Origin of the sequence: Pseudomonas sp. CP-1, assembly GCF_021213715.1 — a bacterium.
Taxonomy (GTDB): domain Bacteria; phylum Pseudomonadota; class Gammaproteobacteria; order Pseudomonadales; family Pseudomonadaceae; genus Pseudomonas; species Pseudomonas aeruginosa.
This window is the reverse complement of the sequence record NZ_JAJQKY010000003.1, coordinates 287,822-307,769: the sequence shown is the minus strand read 5'-3', so window position 1 is coordinate 307,769 and position 19,948 is coordinate 287,822. Positions and strand designations below refer to the sequence as shown.

Below are 19,948 nucleotides of genomic sequence, written 5' to 3'. Positions count from 1 at the left end.
CCATGGCTACTTACAACGCAGACGCCATCGAAGTCCTTTCCGGCCTCGACCCGGTGCGCAAGCGCCCGGGGATGTACACCGACACCACCCGCCCCAACCACCTGGCCCAGGAAGTCATCGACAACAGCGTCGACGAAGCCCTGGCCGGCCACGCGAAGAGCGTGCAGGTGATCCTGCACCAGGACAACTCGCTGGAAGTCATCGACGACGGCCGCGGCATGCCGGTGGACATCCACCCGGAAGAGGGCGTGCCGGGCGTCGAGCTGATCCTTACCAAGCTGCATGCCGGCGGCAAGTTCTCGAACAAGAACTACCAGTTCTCCGGCGGCTTGCACGGGGTCGGCATCTCGGTGGTGAACGCGCTCTCGACCCGGGTCGAGGTACGCGTCAAGCGCGACGCCAACGAGTACCGGATGACCTTCGCCGACGGCTTCAAGGACAGCGACCTGGAAGTCATCGGCACGGTCGGCAAGCGCAATACCGGTACCAGCGTGCATTTCTGGCCGGATCCGAAGTATTTCGATTCGGCGAAGTTCTCGGTCAGCCGCCTCAAGCATGTGCTCAAGGCCAAGGCGGTGCTGTGCCCGGGCCTGAGCGTGGTGTTCGAGGACAAGAACACCGGCGAGCGCGTCGAGTGGCACTTCGAGGACGGCCTGCGCTCCTACCTGACCGACGCGGTCGCCGAGCTGCCGCGCCTGCCCGACGAACCCTTCTGCGGCAACCTCGAAGGTTCCAAGGAAGCGGTGAGCTGGGCCCTGCTGTGGCTGCCCGAGGGCGGTGAGTCGGTGCAGGAAAGCTACGTCAACCTGATTCCCACGGCCCAGGGCGGCACCCATGTGAACGGCCTGCGCCAGGGCCTGCTCGACGCCATGCGCGAATTCTGCGAGTTCCGCAACCTGTTGCCGCGCGGCGTCAAGCTGGCGCCCGAGGACGTCTGGGAGCGGATCGCCTTCGTCCTCTCGATGAAGATGCAGGAGCCGCAGTTCTCCGGGCAGACCAAGGAGCGCCTGTCGTCCCGCGAGGCGGCGGCGTTCGTCTCGGGCGTGGTGAAGGACGCCTTCAGCCTGTGGCTCAACGAGCACGCCGAGATCGGCCTGCAGTTGGCGGAACTGGCGATCAGCAATGCCGGGCGTCGTCTCAAGGCGGGCAAGAAGGTCGAGCGCAAGAAGATCACCCAGGGGCCGGCGCTGCCCGGCAAACTGGCCGACTGCGCCGGACAGGAACCGATGCGCGCGGAACTGTTCCTGGTCGAGGGCGACTCCGCCGGCGGCTCGGCGAAGCAGGCGCGGGACAAGGAATTCCAGGCGATCATGCCGCTGCGCGGAAAGATCCTGAACACCTGGGAAGTGGACGGCGGCGAGGTGCTCGCCAGCCAGGAGGTCCACGACATCGCGGTAGCCATCGGCGTCGATCCGGGCGCCAGCGACCTGGCTCAGCTGCGCTACGGCAAGATCTGTATCCTCGCGGATGCCGACTCCGACGGGCTGCACATCGCCACGCTGCTCTGCGCGCTGTTCGTCCGCCATTTCCGCCCGCTGGTGGAAGCCGGCCACGTCTACGTGGCGATGCCGCCGCTGTACCGCATCGACCTCGGCAAGGAAATCTACTACGCCCTCGACGAAGCCGAGCGCGACGGCATCCTCGAGCGCCTGGCCGCCGAGAAGAAGCGCGGCAAGCCGCAGGTCACCCGCTTCAAGGGCCTTGGCGAAATGAATCCGTTGCAACTGCGCGAGACCACCATGGATCCGAATACCCGGCGGCTGGTCCAGCTCACCCTGGAGGACGCCACCGGTACCCTGGAGATCATGGACATGCTGCTGGCCAAGAAGCGCGCCGGTGACCGCAAGTCCTGGCTGGAGAGCAAGGGCAACCTGGCCGAGGTGCTGGTCTGATGCGCCGCCTGCTGGCCATCCTCGGCCTGTTCGGGGGCCTGGTCCAGGCGGCCGAGGCGCCGCCAGAGCCACCGGTTCCGGCAGCCTTGAGCTTCATCTCCGAACATGCGGTGGAGGGCATGCGCGGCGGCAACCTCTCCGGGCTGGCCTGGTGTGGCGGCGCGCTGTGGACGGTTTCCGACCGCGACGACGACCGCCTGTATCGCCTGCAACCCTCGGCCGAAGGCTCCGACCAGCCCTGGCAGGCCGAGGCCGAGAGTTTCATCGCTCCGACCCCGCCGGACAGCGGGTTGCCCTGGGGCATGAGCACGCGGGTCTGGCTCAGTGGCCTGGTGCGCGGCGGCAACCTCGACTTCGAAGGCATCGCCTGCGATGCCGCCGGCAATCGCTACCTGGTCAGCGAGGCGCACGCGGCGGTCCTGCAACTGCCGGTGAGCGGCGCGCCGAACTGGCTGCGCCTGCCGCCCGGCCTGCTGCCGCAAGCGCGGGCCAGCGGCATGCTGATGAATTTCAACGCGCTCTTCGAAGGGATCGCCGTCGACCCCGAGGGCAAGCGCCTCTGGCTGGCTGCCGAGCGCGAGCGCCGCGGCCTGCTGGTGGCCCACCGCGACAACAGTGCCTGGCGCTGCGAGGGCAGCTGCGTACTGCTCGCCGAGGGCGGCAAGATCGAGCCGCCGCCGGAACTGGGCAGCGCGCGCAAGCTGCCGAAGGATTTCTCCGACCTCGCCTTCTACCGCGGCAAGCTGTTCACCCTGGAGCGCCTGGCGCATCAGATCTGCCGCCGCGACCTGGCCCAGGCCAAGGTCGAACGCTGCTGGTCGTTCGCCTCGGCGGTCCTGGCGCCGGAGCGTCGCTACGAGCTGCCTTATGGCGTCGCGGAAGCCCTGTCGCTGGACGACAAGGGCGCCTGGCTGGGCATCGACAATGGCGACCATGCGCGCGCCGATGGCGACGTGCGGCCCTTCGTCCTGCGCTTCGCCGCGCCCGCCGGCGGCTGGTTGGGGGACAAGTGACGCAACAGGCGCCCGGTCAGCGGCTGGGACGGATCATGCTGGTGCTGGCCTGGATCGCCGGGCTGGCGCTGGCGACGCGCTATTTCGGCGTCTGGGAAGATCGACAGCGCAACCCGAACCAGACGCCGCAATCGATCCATGGCGACGGCTACGTCGAGTTGCGCCTGGCCAGCAGCCGGCAGGGCCATTACCTGCTGAACGGGCAGATCAACGGCCAGGGCGTGACCTTCCTGCTCGATACCGGGGCGACCCAGGTGGCGGTGCCGGAAGCCCTGGCGGCAAGACTCGCGCTGGAGCGCGGCGCGCCGATCACCCTGAGCACGGCCAACGGCCGCGCCACGGGCTGGCGCACGCGGCTGGACCAGCTGCAACTCGGCGATATCCGCCTGTCCGGGGTCGCGGCGCTGATTGCGCCGGGCATGGACGGCGATGAGGTGCTACTCGGCATGAGCGCCCTGAAACAACTCGAATTCACCCAGCGCGACGGCACCCTGGTGCTGCGCCAAAACACTTCTCCGTGAGGTACGCATGAGCGAATCCCTCGATCTGAGCCTGGAAGGGGTCGAACGCCGGTCGTTGGCCGAGTTCACCGAGCAGGCCTATCTGAATTATTCCATGTACGTGATCATGGACCGCGCCCTGCCGCATATCGGCGACGGCCTGAAGCCGGTGCAGCGACGCATCGTCTACGCCATGAGCGAACTGGGGCTGGATGCCGATTCCAAGCACAAGAAGTCGGCGCGCACCGTCGGCGACGTGCTCGGCAAGTTCCACCCGCACGGCGACTCGGCCTGCTACGAGGCCATGGTGCTGATGGCGCAGCCGTTCTCCTATCGCTATCCGCTGGTGGACGGCCAGGGCAACTGGGGGGCGCCGGACGATCCCAAGTCCTTCGCCGCCATGCGTTATACCGAGGCGCGCCTGTCGCGCTATTCCGAGGTGCTGCTCAGCGAACTGGGCCAGGGTACCGTGGACTGGGTACCGAACTTCGACGGCACCCTCGATGAGCCGGCCGTGCTGCCGGCCCGCCTGCCCAACCTGCTGCTCAACGGCACCACCGGCATCGCGGTGGGCATGGCCACCGACGTGCCGCCGCACAACCTGCGGGAAGTCGCGTCGGCCTGCGTGCGCCTGCTCGACCAGCCGGGCGCGACGGTCGCCGAATTGTGCGAACACGTGCCGGGCCCGGACTTCCCCACCGAAGCCGAGATCATCACCCCGCGCGCCGACCTGCAGAAGGTCTACGAGACCGGCCGCGGTTCGGTGCGCATGCGCGCGGTGTACCGCGTCGAGGACGGCGACATCGTCATCCACGCCCTGCCGCACCAGGTGTCCGGTTCCAAGGTGCTGGAACAGATCGCCGGGCAGATGCAGGCCAAGAAGCTGCCGATGGTGGCCGACCTGCGCGACGAGTCGGACCACGAGAACCCGACCCGCATCGTCATCATCCCGCGTTCGAACCGGGTCGATGTCGAAGAGCTGATGACCCATCTGTTCGCCACCACCGACCTGGAAACCAGCTACCGGGTCAACCTGAACATCATCGGCCTCGACGGCAAGCCGCAGGTCAAGGACCTGCGCCAGTTGCTCTCGGAGTGGCTGCAGTTCCGCATCGGCACCGTGCGTCGACGCCTGCAGTTCCGCCTGGACAAGGTCGAGCGCCGCCTGCATCTGCTGGATGGCTTGCTGATCGCCTTCCTCAACCTCGACGAGGTGATCCACATCATCCGCACCGAGGATCAGCCCAAGGCGGTGCTGATGGAGCGCTTCGAACTCAGCGAGGTGCAGGCCGACTACATCCTCGACACCCGCCTGCGCCAGTTGGCACGCCTGGAAGAGATGAAGATCCGCGGCGAGCAGGAAGAGTTGCTGAAGGAGCAGAAGCGCCTGCAGACCCTGCTCGGCAGCGAGGCCAAGCTGAAGAAGCTGGTGCGCGAGGAGCTGATCAAGGACGCCGAGACCTACGGCGACGACCGCCGTTCGCCGATCGTCGCCCGCGCCGAGGCCCGCGCGCTGTCGGAAACCGAGCTGATGCCCACCGAACCGGTGACCGTGGTGCTCTCGGAAAAAGGCTGGGTGCGTTGCGCCAAGGGCCACGACATCGACGCCGCCGGCCTCTCCTACAAGGCCGGCGACGGCTTCAAGGCCGCCGCGCCGGGACGCTCGAACCAGTATGCGGTGTTCATCGACTCCACCGGGCGCAGCTACTCGCTGCCGGCCCACAGCCTGCCGTCCGCGCGGGGCCAGGGTGAGCCACTCAGCGGCCGGCTGACGCCGCCGCCGGGGGCCAGCTTCGAATGCGTGCTGCTGCCGGACGACGATGCGCTGTTCGTGATCGCTTCCGACGCCGGCTATGGTTTCGTGGTCAAGGGCGAGGACCTGCAAGCCAAGAACAAGGCCGGCAAGGCCCTGCTCAGCCTGCCCAACGGCTCCGCCGTGGTGGCGCCGCGCCCGGTGCGCGATGTGGAGCAGGATTGGCTGGCGGCCGTGACGACCGAGGGCCGTCTGCTATTGTTCAAGGTCTCCGACCTGCCGCAGCTCGGCAAGGGCAAGGGCAACAAGATCATCGGCATCCCCGGCGAACGCGTGGCCAGCCGCGAGGAGTACCTCACCGACCTGGCTGTTCTGCCAGCCGGGGCGACGTTGGTCCTGCAGGCTGGAAAGCGTACCCTGTCGCTCAAGGGCGACGACCTGGAACACTACAAGGGGGAGCGGGGCCGGCGAGGCAACAAGCTGCCGCGCGGTTTCCAGCGCGTCGACAGCCTGCTGGTGGATATTCCGACACAGGATTGAAATGAGCCGTTACCGGTCTCCGATCTCTCGCATATCCGCAAGGGAATGGCGAAAGCGGCCTCTTCCGAGGCCGGCTTTCCGGGGGAATGTCGTCTCCCTGGCGGGTTCCGCCGGGTTTTCCCCTGACGCAGGTGGTCCGAAACCGGTTTCGGAATACGCTCTGCCTCTGGAGCTATGGCGCTGGTTAGGGGATGATACGCCCCTTCGGCCGCCGTTTCCGATGGCGGGTGGCCAGTAGAATTCAAGTCTTGCATCAGTAGTGCCGATCTTCGGCGAAATACGGTGGTTCTCGATGAGCGCGTGGCGCGTCTTCGCATGTCTTTCCCTCGTCAGCCTGCTCGGGCTGACGGGTTGTGCGGTCCATCCGCCGGCCCAGCTCTACCAGTTGGACGTCGGTGCCGCCGCAGTACCGAAAAAGGATGGCGGTGCGGCCGTCCTGCTCGGCCCGGTACAACTGGCCGACTATCTCAAGCGCGATGTGATGGTGCAGCGGCAGGCCGACGGTATTCTCAGCCTGTCCACCGACGCGCGCTGGGCCGGTAACCTGGAGACCAATGTCAGCCAGCAACTGCTGCGGCAGATGTCCAGCGAGCTGGGCAGCAGCCGCCTGGCGCTGTTCCCGGAAAAACCCGGTTTCACCCCCCAGGTCCAGGTGATGCTGACCATCAGTCGCCTCGACTCCGGCCCCAAGCAGCCGGCGGTGATCGAGGCGCGCTGGCGCCTGCTGGACCAGAAGGGCGACCTGAAGGACAGCCGGGTGTTCCACGAGGAAGAACGGCACCAGGGCAGCATCGGCGACCAGATCCGTGCCCAGAGCGACCTGCTCAAGCGCCTGGCGGCGCAGTTGGCCAAGGACGTCAAGCCGATCGCCGTGGCGGCCGAGGCGCCGCCGCCGGCGACCGCGCGCAAGCCGGTGGCCAAGCCGAAGGCCAAGGAAGAGGAAGGTCCGAAAATGCCGCTGGTGGTGCCGATTCGCACCGATGCCGAGGTCTATCGGTTCTGATTGTCGAGAGCCGACCAGGAACAAGCCCCGCCGAAGCGGGGCTTTTTCGTTTCGGCGTCAGCGTGAGCGGCGCAACAGGAAGCGCAGGGCCATGCCGGCGAGCGCCAGCAGCAGGCAGGGCAGCCAGACCCAGCGCGCCTCCGATTGCAGCACCAGCAATCCGCGTTCGCTGAGGAAGCGCGACAGACCGATCGGCGACACGGCGATCGGATGGAAGGGCATGAAGTAGCGGGCGTCGCTCCAGGGCCAGAACCAGGCGACGCCCAGCCCGCCATTGGTCATCGCGTCCAGCAGGCTGTGCGAGGCGGTGGCCAGCGCCACCCACAGCCCGGCTTTCAGCGGTCCGCTATGCAGCGGCCGGCAGGCGAGGGCGGCGAGCGCGCCGAGGATCGCGGCGAACAATAGCGAATGGCTGAAGCCGCGATGGCCGAAGGCATCGTGATAGGCGATGCCGAGCTTGAAGGCGACTACGTCGAAGTCCGGCAGGCAGGCGGCGAGCATGCCTGCCAGCAGCAGGCGTGGCGGGATCACCCGGCTGCCAAGGGCCAGTCCCACCGCCAGGACCGGCAGCGGGTGGGTGATCAGGGTGGTCACGGGCGGGCGCGGTCGTGCATGCGCGCCAGTTGGCGCTCGAGCATCGACGGATACGGCTCCAGCAGACGCTCGACGCAGCAGGCTCCTTCCGGACTGGCGATGGCGCGGATACGGGCGCGCTCGCGGACCACCGCGTCGTCGGCGATGCTGCGTTCGACCAGCAGCAGGTTGCGGCTGTGCTGGTTGAGGGCGAGGGCGTTCTGCACGGTTTCGTTGAGCAGCAGGTCGGCCTGGGTCTGTTCGCTGAGGTCTTCGCCGAGGCTCAGGCCCAGTTGCAACTGCAAGGTGATGCCGCTGTCGGCGACCTCGATCTGCAGGGCATGGCCGAGCGCGCGCATCAGTTCACCGCAGCAGAGCGCGTTGGTCAGGTAGTCGGCGCGGTTGTCGCGGCTGTGGAAGAGAATCAGGCTGCCGCCGTCGCTGAGCGTGTGCAGGCTGCCCTTGTACTGGCGGGCGGCCTGTTCCAGGCAGTCGCGATAGCGTTGCAGGAGGTCCACCAGGCGGCTGCGCGGCAACCGGCGCAACTGTTCCTGGGCGCCGAGCTGGATCGCCAGCACCGCACTGTGTTGCGGTTCGCGCGCAGCGGCGGGCGCCGCGGGCTGGTCCCCGGCTTCGGCTCCGTTCTCGTCGAAGGCGTCCTGGTCCAGCGGGTCTTCGTCGATGGAGGTGAATTCCACCGGCTTGGTCTCGTCCAGCAGGGCGTCGCCCAGCGGAATGTCGTCTTCCTCGAAGGCCGAGGCCTCGACCTTGCGGCTGCGCAGGTCGGCTTCGTCGTCTTCCAGCAGGATGTCGTCGAAGTTCTGCGGCAGCGGTGCTTCTTCCGGCTCCGGCGCCGGCGGCTTCTCCGGCACCAGGCGCTCTTCCAGGTCGCGCGCCAGGTCGCCCAGCTCGTTCTGCAGTTCGGCGCCGGGGGCCGGATTGTCCGGATCGCGCAACCAGACACGCAATTGCAACAAGGGTGTGGAAATCTGCCGCCCCAGGCGCAGACTGAAATACAGGGCGAGGATCAGCAGGATCAGGCTGATCAGGCCCATGCTCTGCAGGCTGATCATCATCGGCTGCTGGAACTGCTGCATGTCCAGGCTGATGCGCAGGTGCCCGGCGATCACTTCCTGGAAGGTGATCGGCGTCGAGTACAGGCCTTCGGTGGCGCCGAGCAGGCTCTGCTTCGGACGGCTGCCGGCCTCGGCGAGGATGCGCTGGTCGACGCTGTAGATCGCCGCATGGGCCACCAGCGGGTTCTTCACCAGGTTGTTCAGCAGCACGTTGAGGCTGAGGATGTCGTTGGACACCAGCAACTCGGTGGCGGACGCGGCGGTCTGGGTGATCAGGCTCTGGCCCAGGGCATCGGCCTGCTGCTGCATGGCCTGGCGAAACTGCATGCCCATGACCCAGGCGTAGATCAGCAGGGCCAGGGCCACCAGGATCAGGCTATGGCTGGCGAGCCGCAGGGCGATCGGGACGCGGCGCTGGCGCAAGGCACGAAACAGCAGGAGGAAGAAATTGTCGGGCTTGACGGACGTGGGCCGGGTCACAGGGGGCTCGGTCTTCTGAAATAGAGGTATCGCGCAGTATAACCAGCGCCCCCCGAGGGGCAAAGGGCCGTTGACGCGCTTTCCAGGCCGCCGCGCGGCGGTTTCGCGGGTTTTCCCGGTCGGTTCCGACCGGTGGTGATGGCAAATGCCCGGCTCTGCGTCTCTCGGGTGTGCGGGAAAGCGGGTAGAATGGCGTCTTTTACCTGGCGGAGCTTACGCCTTGCGCGAAATTGTCCTGATCAACATCACCGGGGAAGACCGCCCCGGTCTCACCGCGGCCATCACCGGCGTACTGGCCCAGGGCGGGGTGAACATCCTCGACATCGGCCAGGCGGTGATCCACGACACCCTGTCGTTCGGCATCCTGGTGGAAATCCCGGATACCGAAGCCGGTTCCTCGGTCCTCAAGGACGTGCTGTTCACCGCCTACAAGCTGGACCAGCAGGTGCGCTTCACCCCGGTCTCGGAAGAGGACTACCGGCAATGGGTCGACGGCCAGGGCAAGGCGCGGCACATCGTGACCCTGCTCACCCGCCGGGTGACTGCCGAGCAACTGCAGAGGGTCAGCTCGATCACCGCCAAGTACGCGCTGAACATCGACCACATCGACCGTCTCTCCGGGCGCATGCCGCTGGACATGCCCGCCGACCAGGGCAAGGGCTGCATCGAGTTCTCGGTACGCGGCGAACCGGCCGATCCGGCGGCGCTGCGTGCGGAATTCCTCAGCGTCGCCCAGGAATTGAACGTCGACATCGCTTTCCAGCAGGACAGCGTGTTCCGCCGCAATCGCCGGCTGGCGGTGTTCGACATGGATTCGACGCTGATCGAGGCGGAAGTCATCGACGAACTGGCCAAGGCCGCCGGCGTCGGCGAGAAGGTCGCCGCGATCACCGAACGGGCGATGCGCGGTGAACTGGACTTCCGCGCCAGCTTCAAGGAGCGCCTGGCGCTGCTGCAGGGACTGTCGGAAGACGTACTGGAGGAGATCGGCGCCTCGCTGCGTCTGACCGAGGGTGCTGAAACCCTGTTCGCCGAACTCAAGCGCCTGGGTTACAAGACCGCCATCCTGTCCGGCGGCTTCACCTATTTCGCCCGTCAATTGCAGGCGAAGCTGGGGATCGACTACGTGTTCGCCAACGAGTTGCAGATCGTCGACGGCAAGGTCACCGGGGTGGCGGTCGAGCCGATCGTCGATGCCCAGCGCAAGGCCGACCTGTTGCGCGAACTGGCGGCGAAGGAAGGTCTGAGCCTGGAGCAGACCATCGCCGTCGGCGACGGCGCCAACGACCTGCCGATGCTCGGCCTGGCCGGCCTGGGCGTGGCGTTCCGCGCCAAGCCGCTGGTCAAGCAGTCGGCCAAGCAGGCGATCTCGACCCTGGGCCTGGACGGCATCCTCTACCTGCTCGGCTACCGCGACCGCGAAGGGCGAGCCTGAGGCCGGCGGGCGCCTCTTGCCGGCCCGGCAGCCACGAACCAGGTCGGTAGAGCGGAAAAGCAACGGGCGCCCAGGGCGCCCGTTCTTCATTCGTCTCCCGAGGAGAAGTCGTAGTCCATCGCCTGGCTCGGCCCCTGCAGGTAGTAGCCCTGGATGTAGGTGGCGCCGGCTTGCCACAGGGTGGCGAGGACGCTGGCGCTCTCGACGAAGGGGACGATGCTGAGCTTCTGCTGTTCGTGCAGTTCGGCGATCAGGCCCTTGAGGATCTCCTGGTTTTCCACCTGGTTGAGGTCCTGGACGAAGGAGCCATCGATCTTGATGAATTGCACGGTCAGGTGCTTCAGCGCGTTGAACGGATTCAGCGAGCAGCCGAACTGGCTGATCGCCGCCTGGCAATGCAGGGTGGCCAGGCCCTGGGTCAGTTGCTTGGCCTGCTTCAGATAGCTGGTGGCGTCGGCTTCGCTGATCTGGAACACCAGCGACTCCGGCGGCAGGCGCGCGGCCTTCAGCGCCACCCCGAGCCAGGGCAGCAGGCCGGGGTCTTGCAGACTGGCGCTGGACAGGTGGACGAACAGCTTGGTCTGGTGCCCCTTGGCGCGATGCTCGGCGAGCAGCTTGATCGAGTTGAGGATCACCCAGCGGTCGATCTTCTCCGCCAGCCCGGCTTCCTTGGCGGCATGCAGGAACTCCGCCGGCGGCACTTCCTGGCCCTGCGGATTGAGCAGGCGCAGGAGCACCTCGTAGTTCTCGTGGCTGTCGCCGCGCAGGCTGATGACTGGCTGGAACAGCAGGCGGAAGCTGTTGGTCTCCAGCGCCTGCTGGAGGATCGCGATGACGTCGCCGCGCTGGGCGGCGGCGGCAAGCTCTTCCGCCGGGTTGTACTGCTTGATCTGCGACCCGCCCTTGCGTGCCGCGTCATCGGCGCAGCGATGCGCACGGTTCATCACGTCCTGGGCCTTGGCGGTCTTCTCGTCGAGACCGGCGACGCCGATGCTGAGGGTGGCCTGAGCGCTGCGGCCGTTCAGCTCGAAAAGGTGGTTCTCGACCTTCTTCAGCAGTCGTTGCAGTGCCGCTTGCGCCTGCTCGGGAGTCTTGCCCTTGAACAGGGCGGCGAAGATCGAATCGCCGAAACGCGCCAGGTCGGCTTCTTCGCCGAACTGTTCGCGCATCAGTCCGGCCAACTGGCCGAGCAGCAGGTCGATCCCGGAAAGCCCGTGGTCGGCCTGGAGCGAGGGGTAGCCGTTGAGATGGATATAGGCCAGGGTCGACGGCTTGCGGGCGGTCACTGCCTGCTGCACGGCGGCATCCATCAGGTCGAGGAAGTGGCTGCGGTTGTAGAGTCCGGTGACCGGGTCCTGGCTGCTGACTTCGCGGAGCTTTTCTTCCAGTTCGGCGTTGTCGACCTCGCCGCGGATCACCACCTGGATGCAGGGTTCGCCGTCGTAGGTGGCGGCGGAGAGGCTGATGCGCGCCTTGAATTCCTGGCCGTCGAGCTTGACCCCGGTGCAAACCAGTTCGGTCTGGCGCTGGTCGTTCTGGTAGCCCTTGAGGAAATCCTTGAAGGCGCCCTGGTCGCAGGAGGCGATCAGGTCGATGACCGGCAGGCCTTCCAGTTCCTCGGCGTCCTCGTAGCCGAACAGCGCCATGTAGGAGCGGTTGGCGTAGATGTGCATGCCGTCGTGGACGTAGGTGATGGCGTCGACCGAGCTGTCGAGCAGCAACTGGCAGCGTTTTTCCGCCTCGCGCAGGGCCAGTTCGGCGGCGCGGCGCGCGCGGCGTTCGGCGAGGCCGGCCAGCTCGCGGTTGGCGACCAGCACCAGGCGCTCGTCCTCGCCTTGCGGCAGGGCGTCCTGGGCGCCGAGCATCAAGGCGTCGGTGATGGCGTCGGAGCTGTTGTCGGCCACCAGCTGGATGAACGGGATGTCGCGTGACTGGCGGCGCAAGGTGGCGAGCGCCTCGCCGGGCTCGAGACACTCGCTGGTCGGCGCGGCGATCAGCAGGTCCCAGCTTTGCTGGAGGGTCTCGGCGAGGTCCTCGGGAGAGGTCAGTCGATGTACGCGGGTCGCGTGGCCGGCATTGCGGAACAGACTGACCAGGCGTTCGGCTTCGTTCTGCGAGTCTTCCAGAATCAGCAGGCGGATGGTTTTCTTTTCGATGGCCATGGAAAGGGCTCAGTCCGCGTCCGGGCGGGCGCGAAAAGACGGCGAATGGAGGTGTCGGGGCAATCTACAGAGACTTCCAGAGCGAGTCAAAATCTTCCTCCCCCGCAGGTGGCCGGGCCACTGGCGCTGTGACCGGCTTATCGCTCGGGGTGTTCACCGGTTCCGCCGAGCGGTATTCGAACTGGCTGAAGCTGCCGGTCGAGGCCTGCCGGCGATTCAGCACCGCGCGCCGCTCCTCGCCGTGCAGGTTGATCTGCACCCGGCTGCCCTCCTGGAACGGCAGGCGCGGGGTGATCACCGTCGCCGGCCGCGAGATCGCGGCGATTTCCGGCAGCAGCAGGGCGCGCAGGTAGTGGCTGCTCTGCTCGGTCTTGCGCAGCAGTTGCAGGCCGCAGGGCTGCGCCGCCGGGGCGATCATCTCGATGCCCATCTGCGTGCCGCCATTGCGCACCTGGCGGATCCAGCGCACCACCGCGATGCTCCATGCCTGGCCGGGAAGGTCCTGTAGGCCGACCAGTTCGCCCGCCTGCAGTTGGGCGGGCACCTCCTTCGGCCAGCTCAGGCAATAACCGCCGGGGCTGTGGTTGACGATGGGCAGGGCGTAGGTCGGATAGTCCTCGGTGGCGTCAGTCTGTGCGTGGGCCTGCGGGTGATCGGGCTGCCCACCGCGGGGCGACTGGTGCGGGCGGTACTCGATTTCCTCCAGCGGCATGCCGGGCTGCCAGTCGGTGACCTTCTGCGCATCGAAGGCGCCGGCCCAGGCGTCCTGGACGTCGGCCTTGAAGCGAGGTGCCTCGGGCACTTCCTGGATCTGCAGGACCTCGTTGAACGGGCGGCGCCCGGCGAGGAAGTAGTGTAGGGCGCTCATGCCGATGCACAGGGTCAACTGGCCCTGGCCCTGGGTGCGCTGGAAGGTACGTTCGGCGATGTCTCCCCAGGCCGAGGAGAGATGTTGCAGCAGGTCCAGGGTCACCCCTTCGATCAGCGGCAGGCGCGCCTTCGCGCGCTCGGCCTCGGGCTGCAGCAGGTATTCGCGGATCAGTTCGACCAGCGGCTGGGTGTCGATGCCCAGGGCATTGGCCAGTTGGGTCTCCGGGTACAGCGAGCGGTAGCGCGGCGGGCCGTCGATCTGCGGCACGGCGATGAACAGCGAGCCGGGCAGCGCCGCGCTCTGTATCGACAGCAATTGGCTCCAGGGTTCGAGCACCTCGGCGAGCCGTGCAATGTTGTTCTGGCGCATCTGGTTGCAGCGCGCGCAGCCGAGCAGCAGCGGTATCAGGTAGGCCTGCTCGACGCTCAGGCCGGGGGTGTGCTTGGCCAGTTCGTCGCGCACCGCGAGACGATGCACGCCGCGCTGGCTGGCCAACTGGTACAGCTGGTGGAGTTCCAGCCAAAGCCCCTCGGGGACAGGGCAGTACAACTGGCTGGCACGGATCAGCGGGCCGCACAGGCTGCGGATCGCCCGCTGGATACCGACCGCGAGCAACTGCGCGCGGTCGCGGCTGTTGCGCGGCGCTTCCTGGACCACGATCAGCTTGTAGCCGATGGCCAGGTGGTTCTGCAGGGCCTGGCAGAGGTTGGCGATCTTGCGCGGCCGTTCGTCGAGGACGATGGCCTGGTTGAGGAAGTGCCGTTCCAGGTGGGCGCAGACGAAATGCACCTCTGGACGGAACAGTTCGAGCAGTTGCAGGCGGGCCTCGACGGGCAGCACCAACTGGTTGAGTTCGATCAGGCCCTGGTAGAGCTGGCGCGCGGTTTCCCCGAGGTTGGCCTTGGGCAGGTGCGCCAGCCAGTACTTGATGTCCTTCGGGGTGGCGTCGCAGAAGCTCAGGTTCTGCTGCGTCGGAGTGGGGACGCGCAACGAGAGGTGGGGGCTCTGGTTTTCCATGGGGGGTTAGACGGCTCCGCTACTGAAAAGGCTCTACGGGGGGTTGAAGCCCCGGAGAGGTGCCGGACTTCCGATCGCCGCGGCTGCGCCTCCTCTTTCTTAACACGGGAGGCGGGTTCATCGTCGTGGCCAGGACAGGAACTGTGCGGCAGTCCGCTTTCCTGACCGAGGGGGCGGCACAGGCTCGATAGGACCTTTCCGAACTCTAGCAGCATCGAAATGGACCCGCAGCCTTCGGACGCCACGATCCCGCCGGGAGGTTCCGGCGGCGGGGAGAGATGGGACGGAGACGCTCGGGGCGCTCCGTCCCGGCGAGGTCAGGACTGTTTCGGCAGGGCCAGGCATTCGCCCATGCGCACCGGGCTCGCTGCCCCGAGGCCGTCGTTGAACGCGACCTGCTGCGGGCCGAACAGGACGATGGCGGTGGAGCCCAGCTTGAAGCGACCCAGCTCGGCGCCTTTTTCCAGGCGGATCGGCGCACGGGCGGCTTCGTCGTAGCGGAAGGTCTTCAGTTCGCGCTTCGGCGGCGTAACCAGGCCGGCCCAGACGGTTTCGATGGAGGCCACGATCATCGCGCCCACCAGCACCACGGCCATCGGACCGCGCTCGGTGTCGAACAGGCAGACCACCCGCTCGTTGCGGGCGAACAGCTCGGGAACGTTTTCCGCGGTGGTCTGGTTCACCGAGAACAGCCGGCCGGGAACGTAGACCATCTCGCGCAGGGTGCCGGCCAGCGGCATGTGCACGCGGTGGTAGTCCCGGGGGGACAGGTAGACGGTGGCGAAGTCGCCACCCATGAAGGGCGCGGCCAGTTCGGCGTCGCCGCCGAGCAGTTCGGCCAGGCTGTAGCTGTGGCCTTTGGCCTGGAAGATCCGCCCGTGCTCGATCGGGCCGAGCTGGCTGATCGCGCCATCGGCCGGGCAGAGCACCGCGCCGGGCTCCTGGGCCAGCGGGCGGGCGCCATCCTTCAGGGCGCGGGTGAAGAAGGCATTGAAATGTTCATAGGCCTGCAGGTCCTCGACCTGCGCTTCGCGCATGTCGACCTGGTAGCGCCGGGCGAACCAGGCGATCAGGCGGTCCTTGAACCAGGTCGCCCGGCAGTCGGCGGCGAAGCCGATCAGCCGGGACAGCAGGTGGTGCGGCAGCAGGTACTGGCTGCAGATGAACAGACGATCTTTGAACGACATTCCTCAAACCTCTACAGGGGTATCGGGGTGGTTGCCCCATTCCGACCAGGAGCCGGCGTAGCCTTTGACCCGCGGGTAGCCCAGCGCCTTGGCCACCAGGTAGGTGAAGCCGGAGCGATGGTGGGTCTGGCAGTGGGTGATCACTTCCTTGTCCGGCGTAATGCCGAGGGCCTCCAGGACTTCGGCGATATCCGCGCGGATGCGCAGGGCGCGAGCCGGGTCCATGCCGGCGGTCCATTCGAAATTGATCGCGCCGGGCACATGCCCGGCCTTCGCGGCGAGCACCTTGGTACCGGCGTATTCGCTGGGGTTGCGCGCATCCCATACCGCCAGGTCGGCGGCGCCGAGGCGGCTTTGCAGGTATTCGCGGGTCGCGCTGGGCTCGTCGTGCAACGTCAGCGGCAGCGGGCCGCCGACAGGCGCCGGGACCTCGCGGTCGAGCTCCTGGGCGTCGGCGATCCAGGCCGGCAGGCCGCCGTTGAGATAGTGGTAGCGGTGGTGGCCGATCACGTCCAGCAGCCAGATGAAGCGGCCCGCCCAGCCGCCGCCTTCGTCGTCGTAGACCACGTAGGTCGCCTCCGGGCGGTGGCCCAGCTCGCCGAACAGGGCTTCCAGGTCGGCCTTGGCCGGTAGCAGGCCGGGTGCCGGGGGTTGTCCCCACTGGGTGCGTTTGGGGTCGACGAAACGCGCGCCGGGGATATGCCCTTCGGCGTAGCGGGCGGCACTGGTCAGGTCGACCAGGATCAGCTCGGGCGCGCCCAGGCGCGGCGCGAGATCGCTGGGCTCGATCACCAATGGCAGGTCGGAGAAGACGGACATGCGAGTACCCCCGGGTTGAAGAAGGGCAGCAGTTTAACGGAAAGCGCGCCCGACCAGTGTGCCGGGCGTGTCCCTCATTCCGTGCGGCGCTGGCGGCCGAACTGCTGGTTCGCGCGCTCGGTGCACTGGGCGGTCTTGGCGAAGGCCTGGGCATGCAGGTCGCTGAACGGCTGGCCGCCGAGGTCGGCCAGGACCAGCATCACCACTCGCGAGCCGTTGCCCAGCGAGCGCAGCAGCAGGTGAGGTCCGGGGAACAGTTGGCGCAAGGGTTCGCCGAGGGCCGGCAGCAACTGGTCCTGGTTGTTCGGGCCGATGCGCAGCAGGGCGGGTTGCTGGAACAGTTTCTTCAGCAGCGGGCTGCTGGCAATCTCCAGTTGCAATTTCTCCTGGCCCGGTTCGAGTCCGGCGCTCTGCTGCGCCAGCACGTGTACCTGGGTGCGATCGGCCACCAGCAGCAGCATCCTTTGCAGGCCGCAGGCGCGCAGCGCATCGCGGGCACAGGCGGTGAGCTGCACCACGTTGCTGAACGGGCTGGGCTCGCGGAGCAACTCGGCGCAATGCTGCCGCCACTCGGCCAGGGCTTCCGCCGAGGGCGGCGGCGGGGGCGCCGCTTCGGCACGCCAGCGGCTGGCCTGCCAGGGCCAGATCAAGGCCACCGCCGGATGCCACAGCGGCGGCCGGGCGTGCAGGCGCGCGCTTTGCGCGGCGAGCATGTGCACCTGCTGCTGGACTTCGGTCAGCGGCTGGCCCAGGTACAGGCCGGTCAGGCGCTGCCAGCGCAGCATGTGCGGCCCGTCCCAGCTCTGGTGCGCGGCGATGGCCAGGCCATTGGCGAGGAGAGTGCAGTTGGCCGGCTGGGTCAGCCAGCGGGCGAGATCGGGCTGGGCATCGAGTTGCTGTTGCTGGAGCAGGGGCGACTGATGGTCGCGGGCGATACGCAGGGCTCGAACCAGCAGGCGACGGTCGCAGGCGAGCAGGCGATAGCCCTGGATGACCCACTGCGGTAGCCGCCAGCGTTCGGCCAGCGCCAGGCAGATCGGCAGCAGGCGCATGCCGAGCAGTTCGCGCTCCACTCGCAGGGTCGGTTCGCCCTGTACCAGCACGCGTTGCTGCCATTGCTCCAGCAGCTGCGGGCGGGCGTTGGCCAGCGCCCAGACCGGAGCCATGGTCAGCAGGCTGCCCCAGTGAATTTCCTGCCAGAGCCTGGCCAGGCGCGCGCCGAACAGGCCGCTGGCCTGCTGCATGGCGTGCTGGCTGATCAGCAGCATCTGCCCGAGGACCCTGGGCATCTCCGCATCCTGGATACTCGGCAGGGTCTTCAGAAGTTGGCTCGCGCGCGCCAGGCCGAGGCGGCTGAGGGCCACCTCCAGGCTTTCCGCGGGGTTGTCGCGGGCGCTCTCGGCGCGATTGGCCTCGCGCAGGATGGACAACGCCAGCGTCGGGCTGCCCTGCAACTGGTCGGCGATCTCGCGCAGCGAGCGGCGGCTGTCGCTCAGCGCGGCGTGCAGGCCGGCATAGTGGCTGGCGGGGATCGGCAGGGGTTGCCGGTCGAGCTCTTCGAGCCAGGCGGCGAGGCGGTCTGTCATGGGTGTCGGGCTCGGTGTCGGCGAGGCGGCGAACTGGCTTTTCGAGTATTCGGACTATAGTCTTGCGGCTAGCAACCGATAACAAGAGGGAGCCTAGCAGTCCCCCTCCTTATCCTGTTCATTTCGCACGTCCGGTCCTCATGTCAAAAATCATCGGCATCATCGTCGTTTTCGCCAGTGTCCTCGGGGGCTTCCTGCTCTCCGGCGGCAAGATCGGCGCCATCATCCAGCCCTTCGAGGTCCTGATCATCGGCGGTGCGGCACTGGGGGCGTTCCTCCAGGCCAACCCGGGCAGCACGTTCATGGTGGTGCTGAAGAAAGCGCCGAAGATGTTCAGCAACCGCTTTACCCAGACCTACTACCTCGAGGTGCTGGGCATGCTCTACGAGATCCTCAACAAGAGCCGGCGCGAAGGGATGATGGCGATCGAGGCGGACATCGAGGACCCCGCGGCCAGTCCCATCTTCAGCAAGTACCCCGGCGTGCTGAAGGACGAACGGATGACCGCCTATGTCTGCGACTACCTGCGCATCATGTCCTCCGGCAACATGGCGCCGCACGAGCTGGAAGGCCTGTTCGACATGGAGCTGTCCAGTCTCAAGGAGGACCTGGAGCATCCGTCCCACGCGGTGACCAAGGTCGCCGACGCCCTGCCGGGCTTCGGTATCGTCGCCGCGGTACTCGGCATCGTCATCACCATGGCGTTGCTTGGCGAAGGCAGCCAGGCGGAGATCGGCCACCACGTCGCCGCCGCCCTGGTGGGTACCTTCCTCGGGATTCTCGCCGCCTACGGCTTCGTCGGCCCGCTGGCCGTCGCGCTGGAGCACGATGCCAAGGAAGAGTTGAACATGTTCGAGGCGATCAAGGCCTGCCTGGTCGCTTCCGCTTCCGGCATGCCGCCTTCGCTGGCCGTCGAGTTCGGCCGCAAGGTGCTGCTGCCCGCCCATCGGCCGACCTTCGCCGAGCTCGAGCAGGCCGTGCGTGGCCGCTGAGTGGAGGCACTGTCGATAGATGGACAATAACCAGCCGATCATCGTCAAGCGCGTCAAGCGCTATGCCGCCGGCCACCACGGCGGCTCGTGGAAGATCGCCTTCGCCGACTTCGCGACGGCGATGATGGCGTTCTTCCTGGTGCTCTGGCTGCTGTCTTCGGCCACCCCGGAGCAGAAGAAGGCGATTTCCGGATACTTCCAGGACCCCATCGGTTTCAGCGAAAGCGCCAGCCCCTACGTCATCGACCTCGGCGGCACGCCGACGCCGGCGCCGGACAAGACCCTCAATCCGCAGGTCCAGGCCCAGCCGGACTCCAACGAAAGCCGGATCAGCCCCGAGCAGGACCACCAGGTCAACGCCGACCAGGCCGAGAACCTCGCCGAGCAGGTTGAGCGAGAGCGCCTGGCGCTGCTGCTGCAGGAGTTGCAGAACAAGGTCGACGAAAATCCGATGCTCAAGGACTTCAAGGACCAGATCCACTTCGAGATCACCCGCGACGGCCTGCGCATCCAGATCGTCGACGCCGCCAACCGGCCGATGTTCGACCTCGGCAGCGCGCGCCTGCAGCCGTATTTCGAGGACATCCTGCTGGCCATGGCCGAGACCATCCGCCAGGTGCCGAACAAGATCAGCATCAGCGGCCACACCGACGCCAAGCCCTATGCCGGCAACGGTGACTTCGGCAACTGGGAGCTATCGGCCAATCGCGCCAACGCCGCGCGCCGTGCGCTGGTCGCCGGCGGCTATCCGGAAGGGCAGATCGCCCAGGTTGTCGGATATGCCTCGGCACGCCTGTTCGACGACAAGGACCCGCTGAACCCGGTGAACCGGCGGATCGACATCGTGGTCCTGACCCGCAAGGCGCAGAAGGCCATCGAAGGCGAGACCGGCGCCCCCGCGGCTGCCCCGGGCGAGCAGCCGAAGCCGGCTGCCGAGGCACCGGCGGCGGGCGCGCAACCTTCGCTACCGGCGGACGAGGTGCAGAAGAAGCTCAACCTGTTCGACGACGGCGGCAGCCTGAAGCTGGAGCAGATCAAGGGCGACTGAG

15 protein-coding genes are annotated in these 19,948 nt (G+C 67.2%); 8 read left to right on the top strand and 7 right to left on the bottom strand.

From position 1 onward, the window contains the following. Positions 1–2 precede the first annotated feature (2 nt). The 5 genes from parE (at position 3) to LT948_RS08355 (ending at position 6,701) form a co-directional block, all read left to right on the top strand. Positions 3–1,892, top strand: coding sequence for a DNA topoisomerase IV subunit B (gene parE / locus LT948_RS08375; RefSeq protein ID WP_003095690.1), 1,890 nt, complete (start codon positions 3–5; stop codon positions 1,890–1,892). Further along, entirely contained in the window at positions 1,892–2,905 is a 1,014-nt protein-coding gene (locus LT948_RS08370; RefSeq protein ID WP_003095689.1) for an esterase-like activity of phytase family protein, read from the top strand. The genes parE and LT948_RS08370 overlap by 1 nt, the downstream gene beginning before the upstream one ends. Further along, positions 2,902–3,426, top strand: coding sequence for a retropepsin-like aspartic protease family protein (locus tag LT948_RS08365; protein WP_003135604.1), 525 nt, complete (start codon positions 2,902–2,904; stop codon positions 3,424–3,426). Before LT948_RS08370 ends, LT948_RS08365 begins: the two co-directional genes overlap by 4 nt. Before the next feature lie 7 nt (positions 3,427–3,433). Then, a complete protein-coding gene (gene parC, locus LT948_RS08360) occupies positions 3,434–5,698 on the top strand; it encodes a DNA topoisomerase IV subunit A (protein ID WP_003135602.1) in 2,265 nt (754 codons plus the stop codon). A gap of 292 nt (positions 5,699–5,990) precedes the next feature. Next, positions 5,991–6,701, top strand: coding sequence for a PqiC family protein (locus LT948_RS08355; protein ID WP_003110318.1), 711 nt, complete (start codon positions 5,991–5,993; stop codon positions 6,699–6,701). A gap of 57 nt (positions 6,702–6,758) precedes the next feature. Here LT948_RS08355 and LT948_RS08350 read toward each other — a convergent pair whose 3' ends face one another. Beyond that, positions 6,759–7,295: a metal-dependent hydrolase gene (locus LT948_RS08350; protein ID WP_003095684.1), complete on the bottom strand. Its 537-nt coding sequence runs from the start codon at positions 7,293–7,295 to the stop codon at positions 6,759–6,761. Further along, positions 7,292–8,830 (bottom strand): YtjB family periplasmic protein, encoded by a 1,539-nt coding sequence (locus LT948_RS08345; protein WP_003095683.1) that lies wholly within the window; start codon positions 8,828–8,830, stop codon positions 7,292–7,294. Before LT948_RS08345 ends, LT948_RS08350 begins: the two co-directional genes overlap by 4 nt. A gap of 220 nt (positions 8,831–9,050) precedes the next feature. Between LT948_RS08345 and serB the strand changes: the two genes are divergently transcribed. Then, entirely contained in the window at positions 9,051–10,265 is a 1,215-nt protein-coding gene (gene serB, locus LT948_RS08340) for a phosphoserine phosphatase SerB (protein ID WP_003095681.1), read from the top strand. Between the two features lie 86 nt (positions 10,266–10,351). On the opposite strand, the gene fimX is transcribed toward serB, so the two are convergent. The 5 genes from fimX to LT948_RS08315 form a co-directional block, all read right to left on the bottom strand. Beyond that, positions 10,352–12,427 (bottom strand): cyclic di-GMP-binding protein FimX, encoded by a 2,076-nt coding sequence (gene fimX, locus LT948_RS08335; protein WP_003095680.1) that lies wholly within the window; start codon positions 12,425–12,427, stop codon positions 10,352–10,354. Positions 12,428–12,491: 64 nt separating this feature from the next. Then, positions 12,492–14,315: a cyclic-di-GMP receptor FimW gene (fimW, locus tag LT948_RS08330; RefSeq protein ID WP_003110320.1), complete on the bottom strand. Its 1,824-nt coding sequence runs from the start codon at positions 14,313–14,315 to the stop codon at positions 12,492–12,494. A gap of 317 nt (positions 14,316–14,632) precedes the next feature. Next, entirely contained in the window at positions 14,633–15,502 is an 870-nt protein-coding gene (asd, locus tag LT948_RS08325) for an archaetidylserine decarboxylase (RefSeq protein WP_003095677.1), read from the bottom strand. Positions 15,503–15,505: 3 nt separating this feature from the next. Next, positions 15,506–16,321 carry a thiosulfate sulfurtransferase gene (gene rhdA / locus LT948_RS08320; protein ID WP_033995287.1) on the bottom strand — a complete coding sequence of 272 codons (816 nt, stop codon included), beginning with the start codon at positions 16,319–16,321 and terminating at the stop codon, positions 15,506–15,508. A 74-nt stretch (positions 16,322–16,395) separates the two neighbouring features. After that, positions 16,396–17,907, bottom strand: coding sequence for an HDOD domain-containing protein (locus LT948_RS08315; protein WP_073657333.1), 1,512 nt, complete (start codon positions 17,905–17,907; stop codon positions 16,396–16,398). A 140-nt stretch (positions 17,908–18,047) separates the two neighbouring features. Here LT948_RS08315 and motA point away from each other — a divergent pair, with 140 nt between their 5' ends. Then, a complete protein-coding gene (motA, locus tag LT948_RS08310) occupies positions 18,048–18,899 on the top strand; it encodes a flagellar motor stator protein MotA (RefSeq protein WP_003095674.1) in 852 nt (283 codons plus the stop codon). Between the two features lie 19 nt (positions 18,900–18,918). Continuing rightward, a complete protein-coding gene (gene motB, locus LT948_RS08305) occupies positions 18,919–19,947 on the top strand; it encodes a flagellar motor protein MotB (protein WP_003135595.1) in 1,029 nt (342 codons plus the stop codon). The last annotated feature ends 1 nt before the right edge of the window (position 19,948 follow it).